At 59.0% G+C, this 12,503-nt stretch carries 12 protein-coding genes and 3 pseudogenes; 9 read left to right on the top strand and 6 right to left on the bottom strand.

Annotated elements, in window-relative coordinates:
• Positions 1-250 precede the first annotated feature (250 nt).
• Together IB265_RS19475 and IB265_RS19480 are read right to left on the bottom strand one after the other, a co-directional pair.
• Positions 251-1,882, bottom strand: a complete 1,632-nt coding sequence (locus IB265_RS19475) for a GMC family oxidoreductase (RefSeq protein ID WP_057248432.1) — start codon at positions 1,880-1,882, stop codon at positions 251-253.
• 193 nt (positions 1,883-2,075) lie between these two features.
• Complete coding sequence (locus tag IB265_RS19480; protein ID WP_057248433.1) at positions 2,076-2,873, bottom strand: alpha/beta fold hydrolase; 798 nt, start codon at positions 2,871-2,873, stop codon at positions 2,076-2,078.
• Between the two features lie 144 nt (positions 2,874-3,017).
• Here IB265_RS19480 and IB265_RS19485 point away from each other — a divergent pair, with 144 nt between their 5' ends.
• Positions 3,018-3,485, top strand: coding sequence for a MarR family winged helix-turn-helix transcriptional regulator (locus IB265_RS19485; RefSeq protein ID WP_057248434.1), 468 nt, complete (start codon positions 3,018-3,020; stop codon positions 3,483-3,485).
• 29 nt (positions 3,486-3,514) lie between these two features.
• On the opposite strand, the gene IB265_RS19490 is transcribed toward IB265_RS19485, so the two are convergent.
• Both IB265_RS19490 and IB265_RS19495 read right to left on the bottom strand, forming a co-directional pair.
• Complete coding sequence (locus tag IB265_RS19490) at positions 3,515-4,294, bottom strand: SDR family oxidoreductase (RefSeq protein ID WP_057248435.1); 780 nt, start codon at positions 4,292-4,294, stop codon at positions 3,515-3,517.
• On the bottom strand, positions 4,291-4,620 hold the full coding sequence (locus IB265_RS19495) for a nuclear transport factor 2 family protein (protein ID WP_112997101.1): 330 nt from the start codon (positions 4,618-4,620) through the stop codon (positions 4,291-4,293). Before IB265_RS19495 ends, IB265_RS19490 begins: the two co-directional genes overlap by 4 nt.
• A gap of 137 nt (positions 4,621-4,757) precedes the next feature.
• On the opposite strand from IB265_RS19495, the gene IB265_RS19500 reads away from it, so the two are divergent.
• Complete coding sequence (locus IB265_RS19500) at positions 4,758-5,669, top strand: LysR family transcriptional regulator (RefSeq protein WP_057248437.1); 912 nt, start codon at positions 4,758-4,760, stop codon at positions 5,667-5,669.
• A gap of 24 nt (positions 5,670-5,693) precedes the next feature.
• Here the strand turns inward: IB265_RS19500 and IB265_RS37375 are convergent.
• A pseudogene (locus tag IB265_RS37375) lies at positions 5,694-5,864 on the bottom strand (Rrf2 family transcriptional regulator); the annotation flags it as partial.
• 35 nt (positions 5,865-5,899) lie between these two features.
• Here IB265_RS37375 and IB265_RS36825 point away from each other — a divergent pair.
• From IB265_RS36825 to IB265_RS19515, 3 genes and pseudogenes are all read left to right on the top strand, one after another.
• Positions 5,900-6,388 (top strand): annotated as a pseudogene (locus IB265_RS36825) (HIT family protein).
• A 304-nt stretch (positions 6,389-6,692) separates the two neighbouring features.
• Positions 6,693-6,983, top strand: a complete 291-nt coding sequence (locus IB265_RS19510) for a hypothetical protein (RefSeq protein ID WP_057248438.1) — start codon at positions 6,693-6,695, stop codon at positions 6,981-6,983.
• A 153-nt stretch (positions 6,984-7,136) separates the two neighbouring features.
• Positions 7,137-8,150, top strand: coding sequence for a methyltransferase (locus IB265_RS19515; protein WP_192495044.1), 1,014 nt, complete (start codon positions 7,137-7,139; stop codon positions 8,148-8,150).
• A 57-nt stretch (positions 8,151-8,207) separates the two neighbouring features.
• On the opposite strand, the pseudogene IB265_RS37490 reads toward IB265_RS19515, so the two are convergent.
• Positions 8,208-8,935 (bottom strand): annotated as a pseudogene (locus tag IB265_RS37490) (LysR family transcriptional regulator); the annotation flags it as partial.
• A gap of 145 nt (positions 8,936-9,080) precedes the next feature.
• Between IB265_RS37490 and IB265_RS19525 the strand changes: the two are divergent.
• From IB265_RS19525 to IB265_RS19540, 4 genes are all read left to right on the top strand, one after another.
• Complete coding sequence (locus IB265_RS19525) at positions 9,081-9,743, top strand: TetR/AcrR family transcriptional regulator (RefSeq protein ID WP_162261273.1); 663 nt, start codon at positions 9,081-9,083, stop codon at positions 9,741-9,743.
• 41 nt (positions 9,744-9,784) lie between these two features.
• Positions 9,785-10,288 carry a hypothetical protein gene (locus IB265_RS19530; protein ID WP_246805997.1) on the top strand — a complete coding sequence of 168 codons (504 nt, stop codon included), beginning with the start codon at positions 9,785-9,787 and terminating at the stop codon, positions 10,286-10,288.
• Positions 10,285-10,878: an OmpA family protein gene (locus IB265_RS19535; protein WP_210334532.1), complete on the top strand. Its 594-nt coding sequence runs from the start codon at positions 10,285-10,287 to the stop codon at positions 10,876-10,878. Before IB265_RS19530 ends, IB265_RS19535 begins: the two co-directional genes overlap by 4 nt.
• A 627-nt stretch (positions 10,879-11,505) precedes the next feature.
• On the top strand, positions 11,506-12,477 hold the full coding sequence (locus IB265_RS19540; RefSeq protein WP_192495045.1) for an MBL fold metallo-hydrolase: 972 nt from the start codon (positions 11,506-11,508) through the stop codon (positions 12,475-12,477).
• Positions 12,478-12,503 lie beyond the last annotated feature (26 nt).

Raw genomic sequence — 12,503 nt, forward strand, 5'->3', positions numbered from 1 at the left:
GTCCGCTCACGGCTCCAATTGAGACGCTCGGATCATACTGGCCAGCATCCGCTCCTACAACGCGAAGCCGGCAACATGCCGCCCGGTCCGGATGTCTCTATCCTACGCCTTGAAAGGATATGAACCGTCGACCTGTTCACTGCGCGTGAATAAAGCGGGAATGGGGAGCGTTTGCGAGCCGAAACTATAGGCTGATACTGTGAAACTCGGCGATCCGCGTAGCGAAGCGCCGAGCTCCTCTTTATTGAAATCAGACGGACTGAGCGACGGGTTTGCTGTGAATGGTCAAACCATGTGCCGCCCGGATTAAATCCGCCGCGCGCTCTCCGATGACAACGCACGGCGCCATCGTGTTGCCGGTAGTGATCCGCGGCATGATCGATGAGTCCGCGATGCGCAGGCCATCGATACCATAGACCTTGAGCTCATTATCGACCACCGACATGGTGTCGCGTCCCATCTTGGCGGTGCAAGATTGATGCCAATAGGTAACGGCCGAGCGCCGGATAAAATCGATCATGCCTGATCTGTCGCGCGGACCTGGAGCGGTTTCGCGACTCACCAACGGTTGGAAGCCATCGCTATTTCCGAGTTCGCGGCATAATTCCACTGCGGCCAACGCGGCTACCATGTCTTCCGGCTCACTAAGTGAGTTCGGTTCGATCAGGACGGGATCGTTTACATCGGGACCAGAGAGCCGCAGCCGACCGCGGCTTTTAGGCTGTGCAAGACCGTTGAACATCGTCCAGCCGTGCTCTGGGGTTTCGAGGCCTGTGTCTGGCGGCGAAGGAACCGCAAACTCTAATTGGCACTGGAGGATGTCTGGCTGGGACAGACGCGCGTCGCTTTTCCAGTAGATGTTCGCCTCGCAGCCACTACCGCCGATTGCTTCCGGTTTCCGGTAGGCCCAGGTGCAGCCGAATGCCAGATGATCCTGATGATTGCGACCAACGCCTGGCAAGTGTTGCACGACGGGGATCCCATGAGATTGCAGCTCGTCTTCCGGGCCGATACCGGACTGCATAAGGACCTTTGGTGTGTTGATCGCCCCCAGTGACAGCACCGTTTCGCAATGCGCCATGAACTTACGCGGCCGACCATCGACCAGAGCTTCCACCCCTCTTACCCGCTGACCATCGAAGACAAGACGCGTAACAAGCGCTTCGGTTATCACCGTCAGGTTCGGGCGCGACAGCAGCGGACGAACATAGGATTCAAACACGGTTTCCCGCTTGCCATCCCGGATGCGGAGTTCAGCGATCGATGCGCCTCCGGGGGCTTCCATCATCTCGCCGTTCGTTGAATCGAAGACCGGAACGCCCATGGCTGACGCCGCGTTTAATAGGGCCTCCGCCACTGGCTGTGGAGACCGAGGCTGCGACACATATGCTGGCCCACCTGCTCCGCGACGCGTCGGGTCGGGAGTGCCTTGCCAGTTTTCTATCCGACGATAGTAGCGGAGGATCGACTCATACCCCCACGCATCATCACTTGCCTCTGCGGCGAAGTGATTCCAATCTTCCTTATGTCCCCTCGCCCACACCATGACGTTGATGCTCGAACCGCCGCCAAGTCCTTTGCCCATGCTGAGAGGAAGTCGTCGGCCATCGAGACCAGGTGCCGGTTGTCCGACAAAGCCCCAGTCCCGGCTTGATCCGAGGTTGAGCGGCCACTGCGCAGGGTTCGTAACGGTCTCGGGTACATCATTTCCGCCGGCCTCTAGCAGCAGAACGCTCGCGTTTCCATCCTCTGCCAGTCGCGCTGCGACAACCGAGCCGCTGGACCCAGCACCACAGACGATGAAGTCGAAGACGTCACCGGCCGGCTTCTGTGGAAAGGACGGATTTGCCGGTAAGGGCATGTCATGGGGGTGCAGTTTCACGTGGTTATCTCCGTGAATGGATTTAATTAGAATTTACGAAGTGCTGAGACGCCGGCCGAGGAGGGATGCTTTAAATCTCGGTCAAGATCTGGCGTCCTACTAGGTTTCTCGCTTTGTCGCTGGGACGCGTGTTCGGTAGGCCCTGCTTAGCGTCATCGGGACCGTACGGACTGTCCCGATGACGCAAAGGCGATCATTGCTTTTTTGCCGACGCGGTCTTGGCGGCCTGATCGATGGTATCGGCGATGACCGCCGGCTGCGTCATGAACAGCGCGTGGCTTGCCGACACCTTGGTGATTTTGGCATTGATGCGCTCAGCCATGTGGATCAGCATGGCCTGATCGAAGGCCTTGTCCTCGGTGGCAATAACAGCCCAGCTGGGCTTAGTGCGCCAAGCTGCATTCTCGAGCTTCGTGGCGAACGCCGACATGTTGATCGGGACCTGTGCGTCCCTCATGAACGCAACATCGGCATCGCTTACATCATGAGCGAACCCAGCCTTAAACTTTGCCGGGCTGACATAGCCGAAACCATCCTTTGTCGTCTCGATGACGAACTCCGCTGCTGGAGCGAATCCTTCGTATTGCTGAGCCGATGTCTCGCCGACATCTGGGGAGAGAGCGGAGACATAGACGAGGCCCGCAACCTTCGGATAGATGCCAGCTTCCGTGATGACGGTTCCGCCCCAGGAATGTCCGACGAGAATGACAGGACCATCTTGCCGCTCAAGCGCACGTCTGGTGGCGGCAACATCGTCTGCAAGCGACGTCAGAGGGTTTTGCACGATGGTGACGCGATAACCGCGTTTCGTCAGATTGTCGTAAACGCCCTTCCAGCCGGAACCGTCCGCAAACGCGCCGTGAACCAGAACGACGTTTCTTACGGATTGATCTTTGGGAATGGTGTCGGCGGCATTCGCCGCTGGTAGCGCAACCGACATTGAGGCTGCAGCTGCGATTGCGGAAACGGTGGTGATGGACTTGCGTGTCATTGATCTCTCCTTTGGCTGTATGCGATAATTGTTATCGCGATATCTCTCAGCTTTCATATCTTGAGATGCGCGTCAACATGATTCTTATCGCGATATTGGTTTTCGTGATATTTTCGATTATATGAATGAGTACAGGAGTTCAAAATGACCCAACGCTATAACGATCCCCCGCCTCTGCCCGACCAACTTTGCTATGCGATCTACACCGCCGGCATTGCTATTCAGCGCGCATACAAGCCCTTTCTCGACGAACTTGGGCTGACATATCCCCAATATCTCGTCCTGAACGTCCTCTGGGCTCAAGACGAGCAGACCGTAGTTTCAATTGCCGACCGACTTGCTCTGGAATCCAGCACGCTCACCCCGCTTTTAAAGCGTCTTGAAACAGCCGGACACTTAAGTCGGACACGCAACCTGAACAACGAACGGCAGGTACTGGTTGGGCTGACAGACCAGGGTCGTGCCTTGCAGCACAGGGCAGGCTGCCTCAGCGATACCCTGCTTGCAGCCTCGACCCAAACACCACCGCAACTCGCTGCCTTGAACCGCGACGTGCGGTATCTTCGTGACGCGATTTACTCCCAGATCGGCGGGTGGGACGCACCCGCCTGACCTGCAATGGCGGTAGAGGGCCTAGATGCTCAAGCGGTCGGAACAGTCCCACCGTCGATCACATGCTCTGTTCCCGTAATCGACGTTGCTCGATCCGAGGCAAGGAACGCGATCAGATCAGCGACCTCCTCCGGCGCGGCCGGTCGTCCCAGCGGTATGCCGCCGAGCGAGTTCATGATGACCTGCACCGCGTCATCGTAGCTGATACCGGCTTGCTCAGCTATGCGCAGGGCCAGACCATTGGACCCCGGGCTTGCGATCCAGCCGGGAGAAACCCGCACCACCCGTACTCCCTTCGGAGAGACCTCTTTGGAGATGCTCTTGCTGTAGGTGTTGAGGGCCGCCTTGGCTGAAGCGTAGCCGGTCGTCGCCTCCGGTAGCGGAAGATTTCTCTGGATCGAGGTGACGTGGATGACGACACCACTTCCCTGAGCGACCATGCCAGGGATCAGAGCACGATCGAGCCTGACCGCCGGAAAGAAGTTGAGGTTGAACTCCTTGTCCCATTCCTCGTCGATGAGCGCAGCAAAGCCGCCTGATGGAGCTGACGAGCCGCCCAGTACGTTCACAAGAATATCGAGGCCGCCGAGCTCCCGATGCACCGCGTCAACGACGGTTTGTACCCCCGTCGTGGTGGTCAGGTCGGCTTCAACGAATGCCGCACCGGAGAAATCTGCCGGCTTGGTGCGTGCGGTGGTCAGCACACGGGCGCCAAGCTCCTTGAAGAGGGCCACGGTTGCGGCTCCGGCGCCCGAAGTGCCGCCGGTGATCAGGGCGCGACGCCCCTGCAAGGTGAGGAACGGGGTCATACGGTGATCTCCAGTTCGGCGACCTTGTCGCCCACGAGGACGAAGAAGAAGCGCAGATCGATCGGGCTGCCTGGGAACGTGCCGACCGCATGGGCCGTCACCTGGGTTTTCCCGTTTTCAGTGGCGATGAAGAAGGGCGCTACCGTGTAGCTGTATTCCTGCGAAGCCTCTGCCATCCACTTGCGAATGGCATCACGGCCCCTGTGGGTCTTGCCCTTATCCTTCACGATGCCGTTTTCGGTGAAGGTGGCAGCAATAGCGTCGGGGCTGCCGTCCCGGTCGGCGTCGAAATAGGCCTCGATGCCCTTGGGTAGTTTGATTGTCATTTTGGTCCTCCATCAATTTCCAGCCTTGCCGGCTAGGGGCCTCGCCCCCTTTGGAGGTCGACAAGGACAACCTAGGGCAAGATGGTTGACACGATAACTAGGATAAAGAAGGATGAGGAATTACGAAAAGAGGGATAATGACGCGATCTGTACTCGCCGACCTGGACGCCGTTTTAAGCATTGCTCGCCTCGGGTCGTTTCGGGCAGCCGCGCTCGAGCTTGGCATGTCCACGACAGCACTTAGCAATGCCATCGCAAAGCTTGAGCAGCGCCTGGGCGTTCGCCTGTTCAACCGTACGACGCGAAGTGTTTCGCTCACCGATGCGGGGAGGACCTTTGTCGAGCGGGTTGGGCCGGCGATCACGGACATCCACGATGCTATGCTTACGGTCCAATCGCTTCAGGAAACTCCGACAGGCACATTGCGCATCAATGCCTTCGCGACAGCAGCCCGGGAGGTGATCGAACCGCTCATCTTGTCGTTCATGCAGCGCTATCCTCAGGTGCATATCGATCTGGTCACGGAGGGACGGATCGTCGACATCGTTGCGGCGGGCTTCGACCTAGGCCTGAGGCCAGCCGATCTGGTGCCGAGCGACATGATCGCCGTCTCGCTTGGTTTGAAGCGCAGTAATGCCGTTGTCGCATCACCAGACTTCCTGCGCACTCATGGCAGTCCAACCGTACCAACCGACCTATATCGGTTTCGCTGCATCCGTGCGCGTCTGCCCAACAACGCCTTGTTTCGGTGGAAATTTGAAAAGGACGGGAACGCTGTCCAGATCGATGTGCAGGGCTCAATAACCCTCGACGAGTCAAGCCTTGTCAGGATAGCGGCTCAAAATGGAGTTGGGCTCGGATACGTCATGGAGGCGGATGTGCGCGATGACATTGCGGCCGGTCGACTGGTGCGCGTTCTCGAGGATTGGACCCCTTCCTTGGCACCGCTCGCGCTGTATTACCCTGGCAGAAAGAACCCGCCGGCCGCCTTTAGTGCGTTCATTCAGGCTGCGCGCGAATTTGCGAATGGGCAATCGCCCGGTGCATAAATCAACGTCTCGTCGACGACCGCGCACGGACTCCAGGAACTCAGCGTTCGCAAGGTCCTGAACAACCTTCATCATATGGTTTTGCGAGACAGAGAACGTGTCCGATATCTCCCGGATCGAGCTAAGCCCCGATGGCCGTGATCCCAAATAGATCATCAATCGCATTGCGTAGTCGGTATATTTGGTGAGCCTCATCGGGGTGTCGTTCGCAAGACGGACAGGCTAAAGGCATGCCTGAAAATCGCGACGTCCCAGAGCAGTATCACATTGGCGAGACAACAGGTTGGTCTGTGAACCACCGTATCAATTCGTCGCTCCCCGGCTACCTTATGATAAGTTCGAAGACTTTCACCAACGACCTGAGCGACCTCCCCAGCGAAGCGTTATGCTCACTTGGCTTGCTGTTCGCAAAGGTCCAAGATGCATTGAAGCGTGTATTAACGGGTTTACATCGGCCGCTACGGGCATGCGCCGGAGTACCCCATCCATTTCCATGTCATCCCAATATACGGGTGGGTTGAGGAGCTATTCTGGAAGGATGACCGATACCGGCTACTAGAAACTTTCGCGGAAGGGCCGGGAGAGACCCCTACTGACGGCGCGGAACTGACGCTATTCGTCTGGCGCGAGTTCTGCGAACGAGCTGCTCCCCCGCCGATCAAGGGGCCTCTGTTGCCGAAGCTACTGAGCTCTTGCGTCGGACAATCCAATTTTCCTAGCAGTCATCCAACGCTCGACCAATTTCATTTCGCCCCCCTACCGAAACCGACCCCGTGGTGCCTCCGATCGGAGCCACATTGCCATGTGGTCGGATACAAAATCGGCACTGCCGCCAAATGTGGGTTTTACTTCGTCACTTCAAACGGCAAAATGTCATATGCTAGTAAGCTTTAGCCGATAGACGCGACCTAATTTTCCGCTAACGATTTCAGCGAAACGCCTACTTTGCCAAAGCGATTGCACAATCGAACCTCACCGGCTGCTCGAGCGATTTCGGATGAGCAATGGTCGACGGCGCGACGCATGGCGCGCGAGCTGGACAAGATCCTCGACCACTTCGGTCCACGACAGCCTGCCGTTGCTCGAGCGGCGGCCGAGCTGCGCCTGTCCACCCGCCAGGTTTACAATCTGCTCGGCCGGTATCGCGTCGAGCGGACGATCACGACGTTACTGCCCCGCACCACCGAAACCCGGCGCAAGCGGCTTGCGGGCGGGACCGAGGAAATCATCAGCACAACACTGCGCGAGCAATTCCGCCTACCACCTGAGATCACTCACCTCGCTTTTCGGGTGGGCTTAGCTAGTGATTCTTGATTAATTGCAGCCCATCGCGAAACGCTCTATTTTCCTGGCAGGGTGTCCTCGACGAGACGGAACGTCCTCGGCTTCGCAGCGCCGCCGGACCGCTTCGGTTTCCGCACCAATGCCAGGCGCAGTTCGACGACCCGATCCACGAGGAGACGAGCGATGGGCGCAACGACGCCGGACAACATCATGCAGCTCGGTATGGGGTTTTGGGCCTCCAAAGCCTTGCTCAGCGCCGTCGAGCTCGGCGTCTTCACCGAGCTCGCAGCCGGACCGGCCGACCTGCCGGACCTGCAGGCCAGGCTGAAACTGCATCCCCGCTCGGCCCGCGACTTCCTCGACACCCTGGTGGCCCTGAAGCTGCTCGAACGCGAGGATGGCCGCTATCGCAATGCCTCGGATACCGACCTCTTCCTCGACAAGGGGAAGCCGTCCTATATCGGCGGCATCCTCGAAATGGCCAATGCCCGGCTCTACGGTTTCTGGGGCTCGCTGACCGAAGCCCTGCACTCCGGAGAGCCGCAGAACGAAGCCAAGCACAGCGAGGACTTCTTCGCCGCGATCTATGCGGAGCCGGCACGGCTGCGCGGGTTCCTCGAAGCGATGAGCGGGATCAGCGCAGGTGCGGCGCAGGCGATCGCCGCCAGGTTCGACTGGTCGAAATATACGACCTTCGCCGATGTGGGCGCGGCGCAGGGCATGGTGCCGGTGGTGATTGCGCGAGCCCATCCGCATCTCCAGGCTATCGGCTTCGACCTGCCCGCCGTGCAGCCGATATTCGACGAGTTCATCGCCCGGCAGGGCCTCGCTGACCGCGTCCGCTTCCAAAGCGGCAACTTCTTCTGCGGCCCGATGCCGAATGCGGATGTGATCGTGATGGGGCATATCCTGCATGACTGGGATCTAGCCGAAAAGAGGATGCTGCTGGAAAAGGCCTTCGCCGCGCTGCCCAAAGGCGGGGCCGTCATCGTCTACGACGCTGTCATCGACGACGAGCGCCGCAGCAACGCCTTCGGCCTGCTGATGAGCCTGAACATGCTGATCGAGACCCGTGGAGGTTTCGACTACACTGGCGCCGACTGCCAGGCCTGGATGCGCGACGCCGGTTTCGTGTCCACACGCGTCGAGCCGTTGCTGGGGCCGGACTCGATGGTGATCGGCTTCAAGCCCGACTGAGCGGAGAACGAGACCCGGGGCGCAAGATCGGTTGCCTTGCGCTGACACCGCAATCGCCACAAGGTCATCGGGCATGTGCGCAAGACCGAGACCGCGTCTCACCGCATCGAGACGCATTGCGATGTTGTTGAACACCATCTTCCCCTCGACCCCATCCTTTTCGAATTCCCACGCCAGGATATTGCCGTAGGTCGGCATGCGGATCTGGATGCAGTTGTGGGCCGTGAGGTTCTCCGGGACTTCCGGCCAAGGGTGCTGGCGGAAAGAGGACGGAGCGTCGACGACAGCCATGCGCATCTCGCGTCCGATCTTGACCGCGATCATGTCCTTGGCGAGTTGCTCGCCGAGTCGGCCCCCGCATCGTAGCGCTCGGCAACGATGCCGGTCAGGCCGTAGTCGACGGTGATCTCGACGTTACATCGGGATTGTCGGGCAGAAACTTCTCGAGAGCAGGTGTAAGGACCGAGATCGCGGCGTGCTCGCCCGTCGTGATCCTGACCGTCCCCGCGGGCTTGTCACGCATCTCGCTGAGCGCCGCAAGCTCCGCCTGGATTTCCTCAAAGCGCGGACCCGCCGTCTGGAGAAGACGTTCGCCCGCAACCGTCGGCGCTACGCGGCGCGTCGTTCGCGTCAGCAGACGCAGGCCAAGCGCGTTCCTCAAGCCCCCGGACTGTCTGGCTGAGCGCGGACTGCGAAACTCCGAGCTTCACTGCCGCCCGCGTAAAGCTTTCCTCGCGCGCGACCGCTACGAAAGCGACCAGATCGTTGAAGTTCTCCTGCGGCACTCCGGAGGGCTGATGGCTGTGCCCGTTCGAAAACCTGCCTTGTTGCCTCCACGATCAAGCCGCCACCTTGTGGCGGCCGAAAATGGTTGCAACATAAAACATCATTGATATGATGTTTTATGTTGCATATGGAGAGGAGACGGACATGCAAGTGGCCCCAAAGCCGGTGCGCGCCCAAGGCAGAACACAGCAAGAGCGGCGCGAGAAAACCAGGGCGGATCTGCTCGAGGGGATGATGTCGGCGCTGATCGAGCTTGGCTATGCACGCACGACAACCGGCGAGATCACACGCAGAGCCGGTCTGACTTCTGGTGCACTACAACATCATTTTCCGTCTCGGGAAGACCTCATTCTTGCACTCGTCGATTATCAGTTCGAGGCAGTCCGCGCGCAGCTCGAGATATTCGCGAATGACAACAACGCCGAGTCTGATTGGAAGACTTTCATTGAGTTGCTGCGCGACATTTATGCCGGTCGTCGCTATATGGCGATATGGGAAATTGTGATGGGAACGCGCGCGGACGTGCATCTCCATGCATTACTCATGCAGCACAGGATCCAGTCGCAGGCGACCCTCGAGAGGCTTTGGAGCACGGTCTTCAAGGCTCTGATTCCAGATAAACGCAGGCGCTCCGACCTCATGCATTTCACGCTTTCCACCCTGCGCGGAAGTGTATTTTACAACGTAATCGCGCCAGATGCTCAGTTCCTAGAACGGCAAAAAGAAATGCTTTTTTCCGTTCTGGAAGCAGAGATGTGTGACCGGGAAGGAACCGTCTCCGTAAGCCCGATCATGATCCATCCATAGCCTCATTCACACCCATGATTTCTGAAAGGAGGGAATTGCGCATGCGTTTAAATAAATCCGGTTTGCGTATCGCCGTCACTTGCTTCGCTCTGGCGATCGGTGGGGTTGGCGCCGTCAACACAGCTCAATCGCAGGCATTGGCTACATCCAAACCGCCATTGGCAACCGGGATAACCGATAGCGGTGCTGCGGAAGCGCAAGTCACCGACGCTATTCGCGACGGTGATATCCTTACGATCAAGATTCGTTTTGCCCCGATCGTGCCGGATAAGATGGAATCTATCTACGCCCAAATTTCCGATCAAGACTATGAGAACAACTTCTATGTCCTTGCGGGTGACAAGAAATATCTCCTACTGAGAGATAGCCAGGATACACCGCTGGCAAGCCCGCAGCTTTCCATTCGAAACACAAAGGATTCCTCGGTGTCCGGGACCTGGTACGGGCGGTTTCCTGCGCCGCCGAAAGACATTACGGAAGTATCTTTGACTATTCGCGGTGTAGAGACGATCGATGCAATTCCTATTGCGGACAAACAGCAATGAGCAGGTTTGTGACAATAGTCGGCCTTGCGATCATTGTGTCGGTCGGACACGTGAACGCTCATGCGTCGAATTACCAGCGTGAAGTCAGAGGCCTCAAGGCGACCGTCCTGAGCTTGAAGGGCCTCGGGTCCGAAACAAAGGCCTCGGTTTCAGCACTGTTGGCCAGAGTCGATAGCCTCGTCTCCAACCGCAACGGCCTGACGGCACGACGGGAAGGCAAGGCCATCAGGGTTTCGATGTTGGGTGACGTGCTATTCGATTTTGACGCGACAGATATAAGACCCGCCGCCGAGCCGACATTGCAGGAGATCGCGCGCCTCATCGCTTCCACGCCGGGCGGCAGAACCTTAGTCGAGGGGCATACGGATTCCAAAGGGACAGTCGCCTACAACCAGGTTCTCTCCGAGCGTAGGGCCAAAGCGGTAGCAGCGTGGCTGGAGGCCCACGGTGTCGGCAAGACAAGGCTGGCGGTCGCCGGCGTGGGAGCCGACCATCCCGTTGCACCCAACGAGGATGGAGATGGGCTGGACAATCCGGAAGGACGCGCATTGAACCGACGCGTCGAGTTCGTGTTTCAGGACATCAAATGATGTCATGACGACCATCACTGGCCACGTCGCGGTGAAAACTTGTAGGATCCGCCGCGATCAACGCAACCTCATCCAGCTTGCTCGCCATCTCAACGACCAGCCGAGAAAGTGCCTCGACTACAGAACGCCGGCCGAAGTGTTCCGGACACATTTGCAAGATGGAAGCTGAACCCCTACCCTAAAAAACCGGCGTGATGCACTTCGGTTAGGATCTCCCGCTTTGCGTTTCGTGCGCTTAATCCCTCGCCGCGGGCTTGCTTCTGTTGGGGTCGTCTAATCGCACGGCATTTTGCAAGCGTTTTTTCAAAGATCAGTCCGGCCGGCACTGTGGTCAGTGCCGGAGAGCGAACGATGCGGGGTCCGAGCGTCTGATTTTCTCGCGCGCCAAGTGAGCGTTTGCCGGAAGCAGGGTCGTCTTCGCGGTCGACACACGGTCGCCACATGATGGGGCTTCGCAGGTCGAGTGTTCCAATGTGGACGACGCAATCCGCCGGTTACCTGCGATTGCACCCCAACACGCGGAATCACCGTGCCTACGTCCCGGCAGGGACGTTCTGACGCCGGTCCATCCGATCCAGGGGACGCCGGCCGGCTCCCCGTATTGCCAATGATCAGGAGAAAGACGTCATGCCTCAACTTTCACGTCGTGCCTTTGCCAGCGCTCTTCCTCTCGGCCTCCTTGGGGGAGGACTGATCAGTGGCGCACCGGCCCCTGCCGCCGCGCAGAATACCGCCAAAACGCCGGTCAGCATTACGCCGCTGGCGCAGATCCGCATCGGTCGCTTCACGGTGACGGCGCTGACAGACGGGTATGCCGACATGCCCTTCGACTATTTTCCGGGACGCGCGCCGGCCGAGGTGGAGCAGGCCGCAGCCGCTCAGTTCACCGCCCGGCCGAGTGGGGTGCGGTTCCTCTTCAACCAGTATCTCATCGATGATGGCGAGCGCCGCATCCTGATCGATGCCGGTGCAGCGGGCTCGATCGGGCAGACCGGCAAACTGCCGCAGGCGCTCGGTGCGCTTGGCCTGCAGCTCGACCAGATCGACGCGGTGATCGTAACGCATATGCATCAGGACCACATGGGCGGTCTGATCGCCGGAGGCAAGAACAACTACCCAAAGGCGGAGCTCTACATCGATCGTCGCGACGTCACCCATTGGACCGACCCGGCCAAGCGCAGCGGCGCGCCCGACTATCTGCAAACCAGCTTTAAGATGGCGGAGGAGGTGGTGCGCCTCTACCCGAAACTCCAGGCGATTGACGGAGAACGCGAAATTGTGCGCGGCGTCTCAATTGTCGACCTGACCGGCCATACACCCGGCCATATCGGCGTGCGGGTCGAGGATGACGGGAAGAGCCTCATCATGGTCTCGGACATGATCTTTCCGGTCGTGCATCCGGGGGCGACCGACGTGTTCTTCCTGTTCGAGCAGGACCGTGCAGCGGCCAAGGCAATGCGCGACCGCTTTTTCCCTCGCGCCGCTTCGGAAGGCGCACTCATCGCCGCCACGCACATGCCCTTCCCAGGGCTCGGCCGTGTCGTCGCCGACCGTGGGCAGATGCGCTGGGAGGTGGCGGACTGGGCCTTGCAGGATTGAAGTTAGCTCCGGCGCTCTAGAAAGTT

The sequence above is a fragment of the Ensifer sp. ENS10 genome (assembly GCF_014852025.1).
In the GTDB taxonomy this organism is placed as follows: Bacteria; Pseudomonadota; Alphaproteobacteria; order Rhizobiales; family Rhizobiaceae; genus Ensifer.

What these genes read in the sequence shown, in the direction of transcription:
- IB265_RS19480 (WP_057248433.1), bottom strand. Translation starts at nt 2,873, where the DNA reads ATGACACGCAAGTCCATCACCACCGTTTCCGCAATCGCAGCTGCAGCC.
- IB265_RS19485 (WP_057248434.1), top strand. Translation starts at nt 3,018, where the DNA reads ATGACCCAACGCTATAACGATCCCCCGCCTCTGCCCGACCAACTTTGC.
- IB265_RS19490 (WP_057248435.1), bottom strand. Translation starts at nt 4,294, where the DNA reads ATGACCCCGTTCCTCACCTTGCAGGGGCGTCGCGCCCTGATCACCGGC.
- IB265_RS19495 (WP_112997101.1), bottom strand. Translation starts at nt 4,620, where the DNA reads ATGACAATCAAACTACCCAAGGGCATCGAGGCCTATTTCGACGCCGAC.
- IB265_RS19500 (WP_057248437.1), top strand. Translation starts at nt 4,758, where the DNA reads ATGACGCGATCTGTACTCGCCGACCTGGACGCCGTTTTAAGCATTGCT.
- IB265_RS19510 (WP_057248438.1), top strand. Translation starts at nt 6,693, where the DNA reads ATGGCGCGCGAGCTGGACAAGATCCTCGACCACTTCGGTCCACGACAG.
- IB265_RS19515 (WP_192495044.1), top strand. Translation starts at nt 7,137, where the DNA reads ATGGGCGCAACGACGCCGGACAACATCATGCAGCTCGGTATGGGGTTT.
- IB265_RS19525 (WP_162261273.1), top strand. Translation starts at nt 9,081, where the DNA reads ATGCAAGTGGCCCCAAAGCCGGTGCGCGCCCAAGGCAGAACACAGCAA.
- IB265_RS19530 (WP_246805997.1), top strand. Translation starts at nt 9,785, where the DNA reads ATGCGTTTAAATAAATCCGGTTTGCGTATCGCCGTCACTTGCTTCGCT.
- IB265_RS19535 (WP_210334532.1), top strand. Translation starts at nt 10,285, where the DNA reads ATGAGCAGGTTTGTGACAATAGTCGGCCTTGCGATCATTGTGTCGGTC.
- IB265_RS19540 (WP_192495045.1), top strand. Translation starts at nt 11,506, where the DNA reads ATGCCTCAACTTTCACGTCGTGCCTTTGCCAGCGCTCTTCCTCTCGGC.